The following is a 20,482-nucleotide window of genomic DNA, read 5'->3' as shown; positions in this document are numbered from 1 at the left end:
GCTATGGATAACTGACATGAACAGAATTTTTCACCCCCTCGTCTTCTTCGCCGGCCTGGCCGCGGTCTGCTGGGTCGGCGCCGGCTACGTCGGCACGAGCCCGCTGGCGCTGGCCATCACGCTGCTCGTCGGCGCTTTCTATCTTCTGGGTGCGCTGGAACTGCACCGCTTCCATCAGGCCACCTCGACCCTGTCGCAGGCCGTGGCGGATCTGTCCGAGCCGCCGGCCAGCCTGCCCGCCTGGCTGGAGCGGCTCCATCCCTCGCTGCGCAATGCGGTGCGCCTGCGCATCGAAGGCGAGCGCGTCGGCCTGCCCGGCCCGGCGCTGACGCCCTACCTGGCCGGCCTGCTGGTGCTGCTGGGGATGATGGGCACCTTCCTCGGCATGGTGGTCACGCTCAACGGCACCGGCATGGCGCTGGAGAGCGCGAGCGACCTGCAGTCCATCCGCGCCTCCCTGTCCGCGCCGGTGAAGGGCCTGGGCCTGGCCTTCGGCACCTCGGTGGCGGGCGTGGCGGCCTCCGCGATGCTGGGCCTGCTGTCCGCGCTGCATCGGCGCGAGCGGCAGCAGGCCGGCCAGATGCTCGACACCCGCATCGCGACCACCCTGCGCGGCCACTCGCTGGCCCACCAGCGCGAGGCCTCGCTCGCGTTGCTGCAGCGCCAGTCCGAGCTGATGCCCCAACTGGTCGACCGCCTGCAGACCATGATGGCCACGATCGAGCGGCAGAGCCTGGCGCTGAACGAGCGCCTGGCCGCCGGCCAGGAACAGTTCCATACGCGCGCCGAGGCGGCCTATGCCGGACTGGCCGCGTCCGTCGGCGAGTCGCTGAAGCAGAGCCTGATCGACAGCGCCGGCGCCGCCGGCGCGACGATCCAGCCGGTGGTCGAGGCCACGATGGCCGGGATCGCGCGGGAGACCGCCGCCCTGCACGACACCATCGGCCACACCGTGCAGCGCCAGTTCGAGGGCCTGTCGGCGCGCCTCGAGGCCACCACCACCGGCGTGGCGGACACCTGGCAGGGCGCGCTCGCCGAGCACCAGCGCACCAGCGGCGCGCTGTCCGAGGACCTGCGCGGAACGCTCGACCGCTTCGCCCAGACCTTCGAGCAGCGCTCGGTCTCGCTGGTGGCGGATGTTTCGACGCACCTCGAGCGCACGGTCGGCAGCCTGTCGGACACCTGGGGCGGCGCGCTGGCGCAGCACCGCCAGGCCAGCGAGCAGCTGTCGGCGGACACGCAGCAGGCGCTGTCCGCGGCCGCCGCGACCTTCGAGCGGCACGCGGCCTCGCTGCTGGGCACCGTCGGCCAGGCGCACGCGACGCTGCAGGCCGAGGTGGCCTCGCGCGATGAGCGGCGCCTCGCCGCCTGGACCGAGGCGCTGTCCGCCATGGCCGGTTCGCTGCAGCAGGAATGGCAGCAGGCCGGCGCGCAGGCCCGGGACCAACAGCAGCAGCTCAGCGAGACCATGGCGCGGACCGCCCGCGAACTGTCGGCCCACACCGAAGCGCAGGCCAAGAGCACGATCGCCGAGGTCGCCAAGCTCGTGGAAGCCGCCTCGGAGGCGCCCCGCGCCGCTGCCGAGGTGATCGCCGAGCTGCGCCAGAAGCTCGAGGACAGCATGACGCGCGACAACACGATGCTGGAGGAACGCAGCCGCATCCTCGACACGCTGGCCACGCTGCTCGACGCGGTGAACCATGCCTCCACCGAGCAGCGCGCGGCCATCGACGCGCTGGTCTCCACCTCGGCGGACCTGCTGGACCGGGTCGGCGGCCGCTTCGCGGAGCAGGTGGACGCGGAGGCCGGCAAGCTGGCCGCGGTCGGTGCCCAGCTCACCGGCAGCGCGGTCGAGGTGGCGAGCCTGGGCGAGGCCTTCGGCTTCGCGGTGCAGCAGTTCAGCCAGTCCAACGACAAGCTGGCGGCCCAGCTGCAGCGCATCGAGGGCGCGCTCGGCCAGTCGCTCGAGCGCAGCGACGAGCAGCTGGCCTACTACGTGGCGCAGGCGCGCGAGGTCATCGACCTGAGCATCATGTCGCAGAAGCAGATCGTGGAGGATCTGCAGCAGTTCGCCAGCCGTCAGACGGCCGCGGCAGCGGTGGGCAGCGAGGCATGACGCGCGAAGAGCTCGACGCCGGCGTCGACCCTGGCGTGCCGGTCTGGGCGGTCTTCGGCGACCTCATGTCGGGCTTGCTCGGCGCCTTCGTGCTGATCCTCGTGTACGCGCTGGGCATGCAGCTGGACCTGGCGACGAAGCTGGAGGCCGAGGTCAGGCAGCGGCAGGTGGAGGCGCAGCGCCGCCAGACGCTGGAGAAGGCCCTGGCCGGCCCGCTCGCGGCGGGCCGCGTGACGCTGGTCGACGGGCGCATCGGCATCAGCGGCAGCGTGCTCTTCGCCTTCAACGCGGCCGAGCTGCAGCCCGAGGGCCGGCAAGTGCTCAAGAGCCTGGCCGCGCCGCTGGCCGCCTACCTGAAGGAGCGCAACGAGATCCTGATGGTGAGCGGCTTCACCGACGACCGGCAGATGCGCGACGGCGCCCGCCGCTTCGCCGACAACTGGGAGCTCTCGGCTCAGCGGGCCCTGACGGTGACGCGTGCCCTGATCGAGGAAGGCGTCCCCTCGTCGACGGTCTTCGCCGCGGCCTTCGGTTCCGAGCAGGCCGTGGCATCGAATGCCGATGCCGAGGGCCGGTCCAGAAACCGGCGCGTGGAAATGGCGCCCATGCCTCGAACTTCCCATGGCGACGTCAAGCCCGGCAAATAGCGAAGGCGCGGGCGAGGCTGCCGCGAAGCTCGACACCTGGCGCGCGCGGCGGGACCACCGCCGCGACCCGGTCCGGTTCCGCTTCATCGAGGCGCTGGCCCGGCGCGCGGCCGGCCACGAGGGGGAGGTCCGCCGCATCCTGGATGCGCGGCTCGCGACCCTGATGGCGGCCTATGAAGAGGGGCTGGAAGAGCTCGAAGCGGCGCGCTGTGCGGATGGCGGCGCAAGGCCGGCAGCGGGCCGCGCCGCCCTCAAGGCGCTCGTCGAGCACATCTCCCGGCACGCGCCGATCGTTCCGGCGGGTGCGTCGCCCGCCGCCGCCGTGCCCGGCGTGGCGCCAGAGTACGAGCTGAAGACGATGCGGTACTTCAGGAGCACCTGGACCCGGCTCAGCGCCGACCGCCGGCTCGCCCAGTCGCTGGCGCAGGTGCCGGAGAAGGCCGGGCCGCTCAACTCGCAGCAACTGGTGCACCGGACGCTCACCCTGATGCGGGAAATGTCGCCCGGGTACCTCGAGCGGTTCATGGCCTATGCCGATGCCTTGTCGTGGCTCGAGCAGAGCCAGCGGGCCGCCGTGCCGGCAAGCGCGCCGCGGGCGGAAGCACCGAAGAAATCCGGTCGCGGCAAGGCGCGCTGATCGGCGCCGGCCGCGTCAAGGAGGCGCCGCGCCGGACGTCAGCGCCCGCCCGAAATCGCCGGTGTAGGTGCGCAGTCCCTGGTGCGCAAGCCGCGAGCGTGCATCGACGAAGACCTGGCCGCCGATCGCCTGCCAGCGCCGGCAGAACGCATAGTCCTCGCTGAGATAGCGCCCGTTGCCGGGTTCGGCCATGACATCGAAGAAGCGGTAGTGCGGCCAGGCACGCGAGGCCGGGTCGTCGGTGGGCGCGTCGGGCGTGTAGCGCAGCTCGGGGAAGGCCGCGGCGAGCCGCTCGAACACGGCGCGCGCGATCAGCATGAAGCCGGTGGGCGCATCCAGCACTTCGAGAAAGCCGTCCTCGTCCACCGCGCCCTGCGGCGCATTGGCCGGGAAGCGCGCATGCGCGGCCTCGAACTGTGCGCGCGTGGTCCCGGCGGGCAAGGGCGTGCGCAGGCCCTCGGCGGGCCAGCCCTCGGTCTTCAGCGGATAGACGCCGGCCACCACGTCGCGCCCCGCAAGCAGCAGGCGCAGCGCCGCCTCGGGCGGAAAGCCGATGTCGGCGTCGATCCAGAACAGGTGGGTCCAGCGCGCATCGGCCATGAACTCCGCGACGAGACGGTTGCGGGCGCGCGGGATCAGGCTGTCGCCGTCGAGAAAACGCGTCTGCATGGCGAAGCCCTGGGTCCAGGCCAGGTTGACCAGGCCGAGCAGGCTGCGCACGTAGATCGAGCTCATCGCGCCCCCGTAGCTCGGCGTCGCGACGAAGGGGCGGATGGTCTTCAGGGCCTCGGGATCGAGCATGGCGCTTCGTTCGCGCCTTCTCAGGCCGGCAGGCGCCCCGCGCGTTTCGTCGACAGCAGCGCCCGCAGCTTGGCCGGTGCCACCGGCTTGGTCAGCAGCGTCACGCCGCGCTGGCGCAGACGCTGCAGCGCCTCGGGCCCGGTGGCGCCCGAGACCAGCACCGCCAGCGCATCGGGCTGCAGGCGTCGCGCGGCGTCGATCACCTCCATGCCGTCCTCGGCATCGGCCAGCTGCAGGTCGCACAGCAGCACGTCGAAGCGCGTGTTCGCATCGGCCAGCCGCCGGATCGCCGCGGTGCCGCTGGCCACGCACTCGACCTCGCATTCCCATTGCATCAGCAGCACGCGGCTCGCGTCGAGGATGGCCGGGTCGTCGTCCACCACCAGGCAGCGCAGGCCGGCCAGGGGCGAGCTGGCCACCGGCTCGGGCGCCGGCGGCTGCACCTCGCGCGGGTCGGCGCGGGGCACGTCCAGCGAGAAGCAGCTGCCGGCCTGCAGCGCCGAACGCAGCGCGATGCGCGTGCCCAGCAGGGCGGCGATGCGGGCGCAGATCGCCAGGCCCAGGCCGAAGCCCTGGCGGCGGTCGCGCTCGGTGTTGGCCACCTGGTAGAACTCCTCGAAGATGCGCGCCTGGTGGATCGGCGCGATGCCCACGCCGTTGTCGCGCACCTCGATGCGCACCTTGCCGCCGCGGCGACGCGCGGCGACCAGCACCGTGCCGTCGGGCGCGCTGTGGGTGATGGCGTTGCCCACCAGGTTGCCGATGATGCGCAGGAGAAGCGCCGGGTCGGAGCGCACCGCGAGGCCGCGATCGCGCCACACGAGCCGCACGTTCGAGGCGGCGGCGCGCGCCGCCTGCTGGGCGTCGAGCTGGTCGAAGAGCTGCGCCAGCGAGATGCCGCCGATCGCCGGCGTCAGCACCTGGGCGTCCAGGCGCGAGATCTCCAGCAGGTCGTCCAGCAGCACGCCCATGAACTCGGCGCCTTCCTGCAGGCGCAGCACGGCGGGCCGCTGGGTGTCGGTGGCGGTGGGCAGCAGGCCGTCGATGAACAGGCCCATCGCGTGCAGCGGCTGTCGCAGGTCGTGGCTGGCCGCGGCCAGGAAGCGGGCGCGCGAGAGCGCGGCCTGCTCGGCCTCGGCCATGCGCTGCAGCGCGACGGCGGTGGCCTCGCGCACCTGCTCCTCGCTTTGCTGCCGATTGCGCTGAAGGCGCTCGGCCAGGCGATTGATGTCGTGCGCGAGGCTGGCCAGCTCGTGCTGGGCGCGGCGCGTGCCGTCCGCGGCCGGTGGGTCGCCATCACCACGTCCCACCACGCTGCAGCGGGCGTCGAACTGGCCGGCCTCCAGCGCCGCCACGGTGCGCGAGATGCGGCGCAGCGGCTGTGCCACGCTGCGCGCGGTGTGCCGCACCCAGGCCCAGGCGGCGATCAGCGCGATCATGGCGATGCCGATGCCCGCCATCAGCGAGCGGGTGCGCTCGAGCGCGTAGTCGGTGGTGTCGCGGAAGGTCTGCACCAGGCCGATCGGCTTCTCGCCGACGGTGGTCGAACCCTCGGGCGCGAAGGCGCTGGCGCGCGAGGCCTCGCGCAGCGTGACGGGCGCGGTGAACATGCGCAGCTGGCCCATCGGCGCGGTCTTGGCGCCGGCCGTCACGTAGACGCCGGCGCTGTTGCTGATCTCCACCCGCGTCACCTGCCCGCCGCGCAGGGCGGCGTTGGCCACGTTCTGCAGCGCGGGCAGGTCGCCGGCGTACAGGCTCAGGTCGGACATGGCCGCGACCTGGCGCGCCGCCGCCTCGCCTTCGGCGTTGAAGGCGGCCTCGAGCGTCTCGAGGCGGCTGTGGGTGAACCAGGCGGTGAGCGCCAGCGCCACCGCCGCGCAGGGCACCACGCCGAGCCGGAACAGGTCGCGCTGCAGGCTGCCGCCCACCACTACCGCGCGTCCATCCGCCGCACGCCCCACCGACCCACCCGCTCGCTCAACTCGCGTTCTTCGGGAAGGCGCAGGCCCAGCCCGCGCGCGACGGTGGGGTTGACGCGCACGGTGGACGGCGTTGCCGTCTCCACCAGAACGCCGCCGGTGGACGGGCCCATGGCCAGCTTCTGCCCGAGCGCGCGCGCCTGCTGCGCCAACTGGCCGGGCGTGGACACGGCGGCCGCCAGGCCGCCCGAGCGCACCAGGCCTTCACTGGTGCCGAACACCGGCAGGCCGGCGCCGGCGCCGGCGCGCAGCACCGAGAGGGTGGCAGCCTGGCTGTCGCCGATCAGGTCGGGCAGCACCATCAGGGCGTCGCTGCGCGGCAACAGCACGCGCAGCACCGAGGCCAGCGACTTGGCATCGGGTGCGTATTCGACCTGGAGATCCCAGCCGTGCGCGGCGCGCTGCAGCTCGCGCACGATGGACTCCGACTCGGCGGTGGCGACCACGCCGAGCCGGCGCTTCTGCGGCAGCAGGGCGTCGATCAGCGCCAGCTGGTCGGCCATGGCCGGCTCGCGCAGCAGCACGCCGATCGGGCGCTCGCCGCGCTTGAGCGCCGGGTTGCTCTTGAGGCTCTCGTAGTCGAGGCGGCTGAGCATGGCCAGCACCAGCGGGTCCTGGCCCGGCCGTTCGATCGCGCTGCGCGCCGCCGCCAGGCCGACGGCCACGGTGACCGGCAGTTCCACCGCGGCACCGGCGCGCAGGCTGCGCGTGCGCACACCGGCCGACATCGGAATACCTTCGCCTTCGGCTGCGGTGCGAACCCCTGTGGACGGCCGGGCGGCGCTCATGCGGTCGTCAACGGCTGCGGCGCGGTCCGCGGGGGGGGCGTCGGTGGGCAGGCGGATCAGCTCGAAGCGGCTGCTCGCGTCCTGCGATTCGCGCAGCAGGCGCACGAACTCCGCATGGGCTGCGTTGTCGTCCGCCAGCAGCACCGTGAGCGCTGCCGCGTGGGCGCCGGCCGCGAACAGGGCCGCGCAGGCGGCACCCGCCAGGACGCGCAGCCCCCGGAGGAGCCCAGTGGAAAGATTCATGAACTGCACCTGTGGGGTGATGCAGCCAATGTACGGAGCCGGCTCTTTCCGCGCGATAAGGCGGAGGGCTTATGTCGGCCTCCGCCCTGGCGAATTGGGCCTCGGGACGGCACTGCCCCGCGGCCGCTCGGCCTATGTCTTATTACGTATCTCGCGCGCGCCGCCGCCGACCGCCGCCAGCTGGGCGCTGATGGCCTGCCTCAGGAGCTTGGGCGAGACGGGCTTGTAGAGCACGGCCACGCCCGAACTCGCCACCTCGCGCAGCCGGTCGGGCTTGGTCTCGCCAGTCACCAGCAAGCGGGCGGTGGCGGCGCCGATGCCGCGTGGATGCCGCTCCAGCGCGGCGAGCACGTCCAGGCCGTTGTCGCCGCCCTGCAGCAGCAGATCGCTCACCACCACGTCGGGTGGCCGGGCCCAGTTGTCGGCGAAGGCCAGCGCCTCGGCGCGGGTCTGCGCGGTCATCACCTCGGCGCCCCAGTTGGACAACACCACCTGCAGGCCCTCGAGGATGGTGCGCTCGTCGTCGATCACGAGGGCGCGCACGCCCTCCAGGCTCGGCTCCTCCTCGACGCCGAGGCCGGGCGGCGCGACGCCCGCCGCCGCCAGCGCGGGCGCCGCCTCGGCCGCTCGCACCATGACGCGCACGCAGGTGCCCCGGTGCGGCTGCGAGCTCAGCTCCACGCGGGTGTTGAGCAGCGCCGCCAGCCGCTGCACCGTGGCCAGGCCCAGGCCCATGCCGCGCACGTCGCGGCCCTGGCGCGGCTGCGGATCGACCTGGTAGAACTCCTCGAACACCCGCGACTGGTGGTGTTCGGCGATGCCGACGCCGGTGTCCACGACGTCGATGCGCACGCTGCGCCCGCGCCGGCGCGCGCCGATCAGCACCCCGCCCTCGGTGGTGTGGCGCAGCGAGTTCGACACCAGGTTGTTGAGGATGCGCGAGAGCATCACGTAGTCGCAGCGCACCCACAGCTCGGTCTTGCGCACCACCAGCCGCAGGTTCTGCTGCTCCGCCACCGGCCGGAAGTTGCGGCTGATCTCGTCGAACAGCTGGTCGAGCGGGAAGTCCGCCCACTGCGGCTGCAGCACGCCGGCGTCGAGCTGCGAGAGGTTGAGCAGGCCGGAGAACAGCCGGTCCAGCGAGTCCACGCATTCGCGGATGTGGCCGATGCGCTGCAGCCGCACCGGGTCGGTCTCGCCGTTGGCCAGGCCGTCGGAGAACAGCGTCAGCGCGTGCAGCGGCTGGCGCAGGTCGTGGCTGGCGGCGGCCAGCAGGCGGGTCTTGGCCTGGCTGGCCACCTCCAGCTGCTGGTTCTTGCTGGCCAGCTCGGCGGTGGCGTTGGCGATGCGGCTCTCCAGCAGGGCGCGGCTTTCCGACAGCGCGCGGGCCGCCTCGTTGAAGCCGTGCTGCAGGCGCCGCACCTCCGCCGAGCCCGCCACTTCCACCTGTGCGTCCTCGCCGGCGCCCAGGCGGTCGACCGCCTCGCCCAGCGCCTGGATCGGCGCGCTGATCCGCCGCGCCGCCCACCAGCCGGCCAGGCCCACGCCCACCAGGCTGGCAGCCAGCACCAGCACCACGTTCAGCCAGACCGAGCGCTTGGCGCGCTCCACCGCATCCAGGCTGATCTCCACCATCACCTTGCCGGTGTGCTTGCCGTCGTCGGCCACGATCGGTGCCACCACCTGCAGGCCCTCGCCGCGCTCGCGGTCGATGGTCTCGGAGTTGGCGAGGATCTCGCCGTCCTCCGACCAGACCTGCACCTGCTGCACGTGCGGCTGGTAGCTGCCTGACTGGACGGTGCGCTGCAGTGCGCGGCGGTCCATGCGCTGCATCTGCGACTGGGCCACGGTGGCCACCTGCAGCGCGACGGTCTGGGCATTGGCGCGCATCAGCTCGGTCACGCTGGCCAGGTGCTGGCGCGTCAGTACCGCGATCGCGCCCAGCGTGGCCACGGTGGCGGGCAGCAGCGCCAGCAGCACCAGTTGCTGGGCCAGCGTCAGGCGCACCAGCAGGCGCAGGGCGCGGAAGGGCCAGTTCATGGGTTCGTCAGCCGTGCGCCAGCATGCGACCGGTGCATCGACTGAAGTACATGTCCAGAGGAAAAAGTCACGGATTTTGCTGAAGTTGGTTTCTAATTGTGTTCTCTCCAGAACAGCTTTGACCAGTCCGCCGCCGGCGCCCGTCCAAGAACCAGATGCAGGCCACTGTCACTGTCCGCTGCGCCCCGGGCCCTTGCACCCCGGCCTCCGCCGGCCTTCCCGAAGGCCTGCAGATGATGGCACGGCGCGCCGCCGCCCTCCTGTGGCGCTGCCTCGTCGTCCTTTTCCTGGGCTGCCAGCTCGCTGCCCCGGCGCAGACCACTGCCGCTTCCGGCGCCGCGCCGCTGCGCTTCGGCATCCTGCCCCTGGGCGGCGCCTTCGAGTCGCGCAACGACTGGGAGCCGATGCTGGCGGATCTGAGCCGCGGCCTCGGCCGGCCGGTCAGCGTGCTCTCGGTCAACTCCTACGAGGCGCTGGAGCAGGCGATCCAGCGCGACCAGGTCGACATGGCCTTCCTCTCCGGGAAGATGGCGCTCGACGCGGTCACCCAGCGCCGCATGAACGTGGTTGCGCAGGTCACGCGCCACGACGGCCTGCCGGGCTACAGGGCGCTGCTGCTCACGCGCAAGACCGGGACCTTCACCACCCTCCAGGGCCTGCTGGCCGAACCCGAGCGCTGGCGCATCGCGCGCGGCGAGAGCCGCTCGGTGTCGGGATTCATCGTTCCGCAGCTGCAGCTTTTCCTGCCCAACCACATCGTGATGGAGACGCGCTTCGCCAGCGAGGTGGTGGGCACCCACCAGGCCACGGCCCTGGCGGTGGCCAACGGCGAGGCCGACGTCGCCACCAACAACACCGCCGACTTCGAGCGCTTCCGGCTCCAGTTCCCGGCCGAGGCGGAGCGCCTGCAGGTGATCTGGGAGTCGGAGCTGATCCCGCATGCCCAGATCGTGGTGCGGCGCGACTACAGCCCCGAGTTCCAGAAAAAGGTGCAGGCCTTCCTGGTCGACTATGCGCGCGCCAAGGGCCCGCGCGGGGACGCGGAGCGCGCGGTGCTCAAGTCGCTGCACGACCTGGCCGGCTTCCTGCCCGCCGACAACAGCTCCCTGCTGCCGGCGGCCAAGCTGGCGTACCAGCTGGCCCGGCAGAGCGCGATGACCGCGCAGTGGGTCAACGAGGCAGCGCGGCAGGCGCGGCTGCAGCGCATCGAGAACGGGTATGCCGACCAGGTCGCCGCATTGCGCAGCGCCGCGCCCTGAGGGCGGCGCGCGGCGGCGCCTGGTGTGCACGGCGGCCTGCCATGCCGCGCTGGCTGCGCTGGCTGCGCCGGCTTTCGCGCAGGGCGCCCGCGCCGAGGCAAACAGCCCGATTCGCTTCGGCGTGCTGCCCATCGGTGGCGCCGTCGAGTCGCGCGAGAACTGGACCCCGCTGCTCAACGAGCTCGGCCGGGCGCTCGGCCGGCCGGTGAGCGTGCTGTCCGTGATCTCCTATGAATCGCTGGACCAGGCGATCCGCCGCGGCGAGGTGGACTGTGCGCTGCTGTCGGCCAAGCTGGCGCTGGACGCCGTCTCGCAGCAGCGGATGAACGTGCTGGCGCAGGTGAAGCGCCACCCCGGCATGGCCGACCACCGCGCACTGCTGCTGGTGCGCAAGGCCGGCCCGCCCGACCCGCTGAAGGCGCTGCTGGCCGCGCCCGAGCGCTGGCGCCTGGCGCGCGGCGACAACCGTTCGGTCTCCGGCTTCATCGTGCCGCAGCTGGAGCTGTTCCTGCCCAACGGCATCGCCATGGAGCGCTTCCAGAGCGAGATCGTCGACACCCACCAGGGCACCGCGCTCGCGGTGGCCAACGGCGATGCCGACGTGGCCACCAACAACACCACCGACTTCGAGCGCTTCCGCCAGCAGTTCCCGGTCGAGGCGGAGCGGCTGCAGGTGATCTGGGAGTCCAGCCCCACGCCGCCCGCGCTGTTCGTGGCGCGGCGCGAGCTGCCCCTGGCGCTGCAGAAGAAGCTGCAGGACTTCCTCGTGGCCTATGGCCACGGCAGGAGTCCGCGCGGCGATGCGGAGCGCGAGGTGCTCAAGGCGCTGCAGGCGCCCCTGGGCTTTGCGGCGCAGGACAACAGCGCGCTGCTCTCGACCGCGGCCCTGGACTACCAGCACGCCCGGCAACGCGCGCTGAACGCCAAGTGGGTCAACGAGGCCGCCCGCCAGGCCCGGCTCGAGCGCATCGAGCGCAGCTACACCGAGCAGGTCGAGGCCCTGCGCGCCGGCAGCGCACCCTGAGCCCGCGCGCCGGCGGCGCGAAGAATTGATCAGATTCCTGCCGCGTCAGCGGTGACAGAATCCCCGCGCCTCGCACCCATTGCGAGCAGGGAAGACCATGCGATCCAGGGAAGGCACGGGGGACACACCCCGCGCGACATCACGCATTCATCACCTCGCGCCAGGGCCTCCGCGCCCCGCGCCAGCCCCCGCCTTCTGAATACCAGCGACGGACCGCGGCCGCAGCGCCGCTTCGCGTGGCTGCGCCTTTTTTTTCACGAAGGCATTCAGATTCCCGTCGCCGCGTTCGATAGACAGATACGCACACCCAGGCGTCGCCACGCAAGAAAAACAGGAATTGACGAAGTGAAGGATCGACAGGGAGATCTCGGGCCCGCCGCCCGCAACACCATCACGCGCCCCGCTCCACGGCCCAGGCCCTGGGCACTGGCCTTGCCCGCCGCGATGGCGGCGCTGGCCCATGCACAGACCGCGCCGCTGCCGGCCGCGCCCCGGCCATTCGTCGAGGAGCAGCGCCAGCAGGAGCGCGAGCGCGCCCTGCGCCAGCAGCAGGAGCGCAGCGTCGACAGCCGGCTGCAGGCCGAGCCCCGGGCCGAGGAACGCCGCCTGCCCAGGGGCGAGGCGCCGTGCTTCCGCATCGAGCGCATCGTGCTGGCCGGCGAGCTCGCGGCGCATTTCCAGTGGGCGCCGGAGGCCGCCGCCGGCGAGGATGGCAGCGACAACCCCATTGGCCGCTGCCTGGGCACCGAGGGCGTCAACGTCGTCATGACGCGGCTGCAGCAGGCCGTCGTGGCGCGCGGCTACGTCACCACCCGGGTGCTCGCCGCGCCGCAGGACCTGGGGCAGGGCACGCTCACATTCACCGTGATCCCGGGCCGCATTGCTGCCATCCGCTTCGCCGATGGCAGCGAGACGCGCACCCGCCTCGCCAACGCCATCGCCGCGCGCCCCGGCGAGCTGCTCGACCTGCGCGACGTCGAGCAGGGCCTGGAAAACCTCAAGCGCGCGCCCACCGCGGAGGCCGATATCCAGATCGAGCCATCGAAGGCCGCCGATGCCCGGCCCGGCGACAGCGACCTGGTCGTCAAGTACAGCCAGCGCTTTCCGCTGCGCACCACCCTGAGCCTGGACAACGGCGGCACCAAGGCGACCGGCAAGAACCAGGCCGGCGCCACCGTCGCCTGGGACAACCCGCTCGGGCTCAGCGACCTGTTCTACGTCAGCCTCAACCACGACGCCTTCAACCACGGCGGCCAGGGCACCAGCGCGCAGACCGTTCACTACTCGCTGCCCTGGGGCGACTGGCTGGCCAGCGCCACCGCCTCGCAGAACAAGTACCACCAGACCGTGCAGGGCGCCGACCAGGCGTATGTCTATGCCGGCGAGTCGGCCAATGCCGAGCTCAAGCTCTCGCGCCTGATCTACCGCGATCAGCGGCGCAAGACCACGCTGGCCCTGCGCACCTTCCGGCGCAGCGCGCACAACTTCATCGGCGACGCCGAGGTCGGCGTGCAGCGGCGCGCGACCGCGGGGTGGGAGCTGGGGCTGGCGCACCGCGAATTCATCGGCGATGCCACGCTCGATGCCAACCTGGCGTGGCGACGCGGGACCGGCGCCTTCGGTGCCCTGCCCGCGCCGGAGGAGCCGTTCGACGAAGGCACTTCGCGCTTCAGGATCGCCACCGCCGAGCTCGGCGTGAACGCGCCCTTCCAGCTCGGCGCGCAGAAGCTGCGCTACACGGGCCTGTGGCGCGCGCAGTGGAACCGCAGCCCCCTCACGCCGCAGGACCGCTTCTCCATCGGCGGGCGCTACACCGTGCGCGGCTTCGACGGCGAGACCAGCCTGATGGGCGAACGCGGCTGGCTCGTGCGCAACGACATCGGCTGGGCGCTGGGCGCGAGCGGCGCCGAGCTCTATGCGGGCGTCGACCTCGGACAGGTGGGCGGCCGCTCCATCGAAGGCCTGGCCGGGCGGCGCCTCACCGGCGGCGTGATCGGCCTGCGCGGCGCATGGAAGGGCCTGAACTACGACCTCTTCGTCGGTGCGCCGATCCGCAAGCCCGAGGGTTTCCGCACGGCCGGGACCACGGCGGGATTCAACCTGAACTACAGCTTCTGACGCGAACGCTGGAAGGAGAACATGAACAAGCACCTTCACCGAATCGTCTTCAACGCCGCGCGCGGCCTGCGCATGGTGGTACAGGAAACGGCCAGGAGCGCGGGCAAGGCCACGGGGGCGACGCCGGGCGTGCTGGCGACGGCGTTGGGTGGCCTGCTGGCCGTTTCGGCGGTGCCGGCGCAGATCGTGGGGGCGCCCGGCGTCGCGCCGAATCTCCGGCCCACGGTGCTGGTGGCGCCCAATGGCGTGCCCCTCGTCAACATCCAGACGCCCAGCGCCGCGGGCGTCTCGCGCAACCTCTACAACCAGTTCGACGTCCAGCCCCGGGGCGTCATCCTCAACAACAGCCGCACCGACGTGCAGACCCAACTGGGCGGCTGGGTGCAGGGCAATCCTTACCTCGGGACCGGGCCCGCTCGCGTCATCCTCAACGAGATCGTCGGTGGCAATCCGACTCAATTGCGTGGCGCGATCGAGGTCGGCGGGCACAGGGCCGAGGTCATCGTGGCCAACCCCGCGGGCATTGCGGTCGATGGCGGCTCCTTCATCAACGCCAGCCGGGCCACGCTGACCACCGGCACGCCCCAGCTCAATGCCTTCGGCGGCCTGGACGGCTACGTCGTGCGCGGCGGCACCGTGAGCATCGACGGTGCCGGCCTCGATGTCAGGAGCACCGACTATGCCGCCATCCTGGCGCGGGCCATGCAGGTCAATGCGGGCATCTGGGCCAACGAACTCAAGGTGGTGACCGGCGCCAACCAGGTCTCGGCTGACCATGGGCAGGCGACCCCGATCGCAGGCACCGGCCCGAAGCCCGTCTTCGCGTTCGACGTGGCGCAGCTGGGCGGCATGTTCGCCAACAAGATCTTCCTGGTGGGAACCGAGGCCGGGCTTGGCGCGCGCAATGCCGGCAGCATCCAGGCCGCTGGAGGCACGCTGGCCGGCCCGGGCGAGTTCGTCGTCACGGCCGCCGGGCGGCTGGAGAACATCGGCACGGTACAGGCCACCGGCCGCACCGACATCACCGCCGAGAGCCTGGCCAACATAGGGCGCATCGCCAGCGGCCAGGACCTCAGGATCGCGACGCAAGGCCAACTCGGCAACGTGGGCGGCACATTGGAAGCGCGGAGCCTGCAGTTCGCCAGCGCCGGCGACATCGACAACCGCGGCGGCGCGATGCGCCAGACCAGCGGCGTCGGCTTGACGGTGACTGCGCCGGTCTTGAGCAACACGGCTGGGGGCGTGATCGGGGCCGAGCCGGTGCCCGAGACGCCGGCACAACCGGGCACCGGCTCTTCCGGCCCGACGACGACGCCGGTTCCCGGGACCGGCACAGGCACCGGTACCGGAACGGGCACCGAGACGGGAACGGGCAGCGGCGGCGGCACTGGCGCGACGGCATCGCCAAACTACGTCCCCGCGCCCGGCCACATCATCGCGTCCAACAGCGTCCTCAACGACGGTGGCCGCATCTATGCAGGCGGTTCCATCCAGCTCGACACGCCGCAGGTCAACAACAGCGGCGGCACCCTCACCACGACGAGCCTGAGCGCGAGCGGCCCGAGCTTCAGCAACGTGGGCGGCACCGTCAACGTCAGCCAGGGCTTCAACGCCAACGTCGATCGCTTCGACAACACCGGTGGTACGGTGCGTGCCGGCCGCCTGCAGATCGCGAGTACGGGCGACCTGGTCAACACCGACGGCAAGCTCGCGAGCAACGGCGATGCGGCGCTGACCGCGACCGGCTCGGTCAACAACCGTGGCGGCACGATCTCGGCCACGGACCTGTCGATCCAGGCCGGGAGCCTGGGCAACAGCGGCGCACTGCGCGCGGGCAACGACGCCGCGATCGATGTCGGCGGCGCCCTGGTCAACGACGGCAGCATCACGGCCGGCCGCCACACGACGATCACGGCTGGCAGCGTGCAGGGCGGCAGCACGGGTGTACTGGGCGCGGGCATCCAGGCCGACGGCAAGCTCGGCAGCGCGGGTGACCTGCGCGTGACGAGCACCGGGGCGTTGGAAGCCAAGGGCGACAACCTTGCCGGCGGCGACATGACACTGCGAGGTGCGAGCGTCGACCTGGGCGGCAGCAGCACCAGCGCCGCCAACATCGCGTTCAGCGCGCGCCAGGGCGACATCACCACCAGCGGCGCGACGATCGCCACGCCGGGATCGCTGAACCTCACGGCCAACAGCGAGGGCAGCCAGACGCTCGTCAACCAGGGCGGCAAGCTGAACGCGGGCCAGCTGAGCCTGAGCGCTTCGAACATCGCCAACACCCACGGTGGCGAGATCGTTCAGACGGGCAGCGGCGCCACCACCATCGCCACGTCAGGCACCTTCGACAACAGCGGCGGGCGCATCGCCACCAATGGGCAGGACCTGACGCTCGACGCCACAGCCGGCATCACCAACACCGACGGCAAGATCGAGCACGCGGGCAGCGGCACCCTGCGCATCGCCGGCAGCGGCTACAGCGGCGCCCGTGGCGAACTCATCGGCAACGGCGCATTGGCCGTCGATGTCGCCGGAGCGTTCAACCAGGCCGGCGGCAGCACCACTGCCCGGCAGATCAGCATCGATGCCGGCGCCTTGGGCAACCAGGGCGGCAAGATCATCCAGGCCACAACGGCGGACACGCGCATCAGCGTGGTGGGCGCGCTGGACAACAACGGCGGCACCATCGCGAGCAATGGCAACACCGCCATCGCCGCGGGCAGCCTCGTGAACCAGGGTGGCACCATCCGCGCCGCCGAGAGCTCGGACCTGGGCCTCACGATCGGCGGCATGCTGGACAACAGCAGCAAGGGCGAGATCGGCGCCGGCCGGAATGTCACGCTCGGTGCAGGCAGCCTGAACAACGACACGGGGCGCATCACCGCGGTCGGCGATCTGGTCGGCACGATCGTCGGCGGCGCCACCAACGTTGACGGCGCCTTGGCCGCCAGCGGCAACACCACCCTCACAGCCGACACGCTGGACAACGCTCGCGGCAGCGTCGCCGCCGTCAATGGAACGCTCCGCATCACCACTGTCGGCCAGACCCTCAACCAGGAGGGCAAGCTTCAGGCCGGCGGCGCCGTGGCGTTGAACAATGGGGGCCTGGTCAACAAAGCCGGACAGGTCTCCGGCAATAGCATTGCCGTGGACACCCGCGGCAATCCGCTGGAGAACACGCAGGGCACCATTGCGGCCGTCACCACCGTCACCGTGAACTCGGGCGAGCTGGTCAACAACGCCGGCCTGATCCAGTCGGGCGGCGCGATGACCATCGACACCCATGGCCAGGCCCTGGTCAACACCAACGCGGCCGGTCACGCTGGCGGGCAGGGCGGCATTGCCAGCGGCGGCACCCTGGCGCTTGCTGCAGGTGCCACCGACAACAGCGCCGGCTTCATCGGCTCCCAGGGCGACCTGAACGCCGGCACCCGCCAGTTCACCAACGCCAGCGGCGGCCTCTTGCTGAGCCAGGCTGCATTGACCATCGACACCCATGGCGCACGCTACGACAACAAGGGAGGCCAGACACTCGCCGCGGGCAACCTGCGCATCGATGCCAGTGCCATCGACAACACCGGCGCGCTGATCCGCTCCGGCGCCACGACCACGTTGAACGCCGGCGGCATCGCCAACGCCAACACCTCCGGTGCCGAGCAGGGCATCGAGGGCAACCACGTCGCCATCACCACCGGCACCCTCGGCAATGTCCAGGGCGCGATCCGGGCCAACCTGAACGTGATCCTCACCAGCGGCGGCGCCGTCGACAACACCTCGGGGCTCATCTCCGCAGGCGATACGGTGAGCATCGTTGACCCCCTTGCTGCGAATCCCGGCGGCAAGACCTTGAGCGTGACCAACACGGGCGGAACCGCCCTGGCAGCCAAGACCCTGGCCGTCGATGCCGCCTCGCTCGGCTTCGACGGCAAGCTCCTCTCCAAAGGCGACATGCGTCTCGCGCTGACCCGGGACGTTGTCATCGCCGCGGGCAGCCAGATCACCGCCAACCGGGACCTGAGCATCGCCACCAGCGGCAACATCACCAACAGCGGTACCCTGGCCGCCGGCAACGCGCTCGCACTCTCGGCGCGCAACATCGACAACACCGCCATCGGGGACATCCAGGGCGCCTCCACCACCCTGAGCGCCTCCGACACGGTGACCAACCGCGGCGTCATCGACGGCTTCGTCACCCGCATCAATGCGGGCACGCTCAACAACATCGGCACCGGCCGCATCTATGGCGATCAGATCTCCATCGGTGCAGGCACGCTGAACAACCTGGCCGAGACCGTCAGCGGCGTCACCTCGGCCGCCACCATCGCCGCGCGCGATCGCCTGGACATCGGCGTCCAGACCCTCAACAACCGTGATGGATCGTTGGTCTTCAGCGCCGGCGACCTCGTCATCGGGGGCAGCCTCGATGCCAACGGCCACGCCATCGGCACCGCCGCGACCCTGGCCAACCACGCTTCGACCATCGAGGCCACCCGCAACGCCGGCATCCGCGCTGCAGTCCTGAGCAACACCAACGGTGGAGTCACCTGGACCTTGCAGCCGGGCGCGAGCCAACATGTGGTCGAGTACGCCATCCCGGGCAGCGGCACGCGCTATCCGGCCTCCGAGGTCCTGCTCGCCGTCGGCGGCTACCTCCTGACCAACGGCACCGGCTGGAACAACTGGGTGGGCGCAGACGCGTCCAACCCTCTCGCACCTGCCAACAACGCTGCGGTCAAGCTGCTGGTGCCTTCGCCCGACTACCCGCTCGAACGCTTCCGCGCCTACTACCTCAGGAGCCCGGCCAACAGCGCCGATCGCAGCTACCAGACCTGCAACGTCGACACCTGCGAGACCACCGCCATGCCCGGCAGCTGGTACACCATCGCCGACCCCATCTGGGCGACCTTCGGCGTGGCACCGCCGGCAGCCGATCTGCCCATGAGCCATCCCGGGCGCATCGACCCCAACATCACCGTGGGCCAGGAGGGCCTGACCGCCACCGTCGACGGCCCCTCGGGGCCGGTCACCGTCATGCTGCAGCGCTTCGACCATCCGGTCACGCAGGCCGAGTACGACCAGTGGCAGGCCTACCGCGCGGCCCACCAGGCGCTGGACGTGGCCACGCTCAGCTTCATCCACACCATCACGGGCGTGATCTCCGGGCCCAACGGCGAGAGCAAGCCGCCGCGCCTGGCTTCCATCTACGACGCCTTCGACTACAGCGTCACCGGCTCCACGGCGGTACTGCAGACCTCAGCCCCGGGCAAGATCCTCGCGGGCGGTGCGATGAACATCCACGTCGGCAGCGGCACGAACGACATGAGCCAGATCCTGGCCGGCGGGGCGCTGACGGTCACCGGTGGCACGATCGCCAACGTGGGCCTGATGGTGGATGCGCCCACGGTGCAGACCGGTACCGCCATCCACAGCTACGTCCAGAACGACAACCGGACGTACCAGTTCGCGCCCTACGACCTCACGACCTACTCCACCGTCACCGTCGCCGCGGCGCGCCAGGAAGGCAACGCAAGCATCTCGGGCAGCGGTACCGGCATCGGGAGCGTGGCCTTGGGCCAGACTGGCGCCACCACGCAGGGCGCGGGCGGCGTGCAGGGCACGCGCGTCAACCCGATCGTGCAGGTGCCCTCGGCGGTCGGGGGCATCGGCCGGGCCAGTGGTGGTGCTGCGGGCATGGCGGGTGCCGCCGCCGGTGCAACCGGCACGCCCGTCAGCGGGTCCATCCCGATGGTGGTGCGCACCAGCACGCCCAATGCCACCGTGCCCACGGCCAGCCTGTTCCGCACGCATCCCGAGCCGGGCAGCCACTCCCTCGTCGAGACCGATCCGCGCTTTGCGAACTACCGCCAGTGGCTCTCGAGCGACTACCTGCTCCGCGCCCTGGGCAGCGACCCCGATCTGGTCCAGAAGCGCCTGGGCGATGGCTTCTACGAGCAGCGCCTGATTCGAGAGCAGGTGGCGCAACTGACCGGCTACCGCTACCTGGACGGCTTCGAGAGCGACGAAGCCCAGTACGCGGCGTTGATGAACGCCGGGGCGACCTTCGCCAAGGAGTACGGCTTGAGGCCGGGCGTGGCCCTCACGGCCGCGCAAATGGCGCAGCTGACCAGCGACATCGTCTGGCTGGTCGAGCAGGAGGTGACCCTGGCCGACGGCAGCACCCAGAAGGTGCTGGTGCCCCAGGTCTATGTGCGTGTGAAGGAGGGCGACATCGACGGCTCGGGTGCGCTGTTGGCGGGTCACAGCGTGGACATGCAGCTGGCAGGCGACCTGACAACCGCCGGCGGCACCATCGCCGGACGCGAGGCGGTGCTGATCTCGGCCGACAACATCAACAACCTGGCAGGCCGCATCACGGGGCAGGATGCGTTGCTGATCGCGCGCAACGACCTCAACGTCATCGGCGGCACCATCGATGCCGGCAACAGCCTCGGGGTCATCGCGGGACGCGACATCAACGCGGTGACCACCACGCGCGATTCGCGCAGCGACTCGGGCGTGTTGTTCGGCTCGGACGTGGCCAGCGGCGTGAAGCTCGCCGCCGTGACGCTCGACCGGGTGGCGGGCCTGTATGTGACCAACCCCGGTGGCAGCCTGTTGGCGACGGCGGGCCGCGATGCGAATCTGGTCGGCGCCGAGGTGAAGAGCGCTGGAGACGCGGTCCTGTCGGCCGGGCGGGACATGAACGTCGACAGCATCACGACGGGCCGCGCGGAAGACATCCGCTGGAGCGGCAAGAACTCGCGCGAGGGCCAGCAAAGCCAGGAGACCGGCACCACCATCAGCGGCGCGGGCAGCGTGAGCCTGGAAGC

At 71.4% G+C, this 20,482-nt stretch carries 11 protein-coding genes; 7 read left to right on the top strand and 4 right to left on the bottom strand.

The window, feature by feature from the left end:
* The first annotated feature begins 16 nt into the window (after positions 1–16).
* From A8M77_RS09905 to A8M77_RS09895, 3 genes are read left to right on the top strand one after another with little or no spacing between them, the layout of a single operon-like run.
* Positions 17–2,116: a DUF802 domain-containing protein gene (locus tag A8M77_RS09905; RefSeq protein ID WP_086921393.1), complete on the top strand. Its 2,100-nt coding sequence runs from the start codon at positions 17–19 to the stop codon at positions 2,114–2,116.
* Positions 2,113–2,763 (top strand): OmpA family protein, encoded by a 651-nt coding sequence (locus A8M77_RS09900; protein WP_086921392.1) that lies wholly within the window; start codon positions 2,113–2,115, stop codon positions 2,761–2,763. The genes A8M77_RS09905 and A8M77_RS09900 overlap by 4 nt, the downstream gene beginning before the upstream one ends.
* A complete protein-coding gene (locus tag A8M77_RS09895) occupies positions 2,738–3,400 on the top strand; it encodes a DUF2894 domain-containing protein (RefSeq protein ID WP_086921391.1) in 663 nt (220 codons plus the stop codon). The genes A8M77_RS09900 and A8M77_RS09895 overlap by 26 nt, the downstream gene beginning before the upstream one ends.
* Positions 3,401–3,415: 15 nt before the next feature.
* On the opposite strand, the gene A8M77_RS09890 is transcribed toward A8M77_RS09895, so the two are convergent.
* From A8M77_RS09890 to A8M77_RS09875, 4 genes are all read right to left on the bottom strand, one after another.
* A complete protein-coding gene (locus A8M77_RS09890; RefSeq protein ID WP_086921390.1) occupies positions 3,416–4,201 on the bottom strand; it encodes a hypothetical protein in 786 nt (261 codons plus the stop codon).
* Positions 4,202–4,221: 20 nt separating this feature from the next.
* Positions 4,222–6,132 carry an ATP-binding response regulator gene (locus A8M77_RS09885; protein WP_238136770.1) on the bottom strand — a complete coding sequence of 637 codons (1,911 nt, stop codon included), beginning with the start codon at positions 6,130–6,132 and terminating at the stop codon, positions 4,222–4,224.
* Positions 6,132–7,211: an ABC transporter substrate-binding protein gene (locus A8M77_RS09880; protein ID WP_086921526.1), complete on the bottom strand. Its 1,080-nt coding sequence runs from the start codon at positions 7,209–7,211 to the stop codon at positions 6,132–6,134. The genes A8M77_RS09885 and A8M77_RS09880 overlap by 1 nt, the downstream gene beginning before the upstream one ends.
* Before the next feature lie 132 nt (positions 7,212–7,343).
* Complete coding sequence (locus A8M77_RS09875) at positions 7,344–9,251, bottom strand: ATP-binding response regulator (RefSeq protein ID WP_086921388.1); 1,908 nt, start codon at positions 9,249–9,251, stop codon at positions 7,344–7,346.
* A 236-nt stretch (positions 9,252–9,487) separates the two neighbouring features.
* Here A8M77_RS09875 and phnD point away from each other — a divergent pair, with 236 nt between their 5' ends.
* The 4 genes from phnD to A8M77_RS09855 form a co-directional block, all read left to right on the top strand.
* Positions 9,488–10,510, top strand: coding sequence for a phosphate/phosphite/phosphonate ABC transporter substrate-binding protein (phnD, locus tag A8M77_RS09870; RefSeq protein ID WP_443270880.1), 1,023 nt, complete (start codon positions 9,488–9,490; stop codon positions 10,508–10,510).
* A complete protein-coding gene (locus A8M77_RS09865; protein ID WP_086921386.1) occupies positions 10,470–11,534 on the top strand; it encodes a phosphate/phosphite/phosphonate ABC transporter substrate-binding protein in 1,065 nt (354 codons plus the stop codon). The genes phnD and A8M77_RS09865 overlap by 41 nt, the downstream gene beginning before the upstream one ends.
* A 444-nt stretch (positions 11,535–11,978) precedes the next feature.
* The gene (locus A8M77_RS09860) at positions 11,979–13,652 is read left to right on the top strand and encodes a ShlB/FhaC/HecB family hemolysin secretion/activation protein (RefSeq protein WP_086921385.1); all 1,674 of its coding nucleotides are present in this window, start codon (positions 11,979–11,981) and stop codon (positions 13,650–13,652) included.
* Between the two features lie 21 nt (positions 13,653–13,673).
* Positions 13,674–20,482: two-partner secretion domain-containing protein (locus A8M77_RS09855; RefSeq protein ID WP_143694573.1), on the top strand; the 6,809-nt coding region annotated here is incomplete at its 3' end.

It is taken from the genome of Variovorax sp. JS1663, assembly GCF_002157355.1.
Lineage (GTDB): Bacteria > Pseudomonadota > Gammaproteobacteria > Burkholderiales > Burkholderiaceae_C > Variovorax.
Note: the sequence above shows the minus strand (reverse complement) of the source record. Positions and strands in the feature narration are given on the sequence as shown.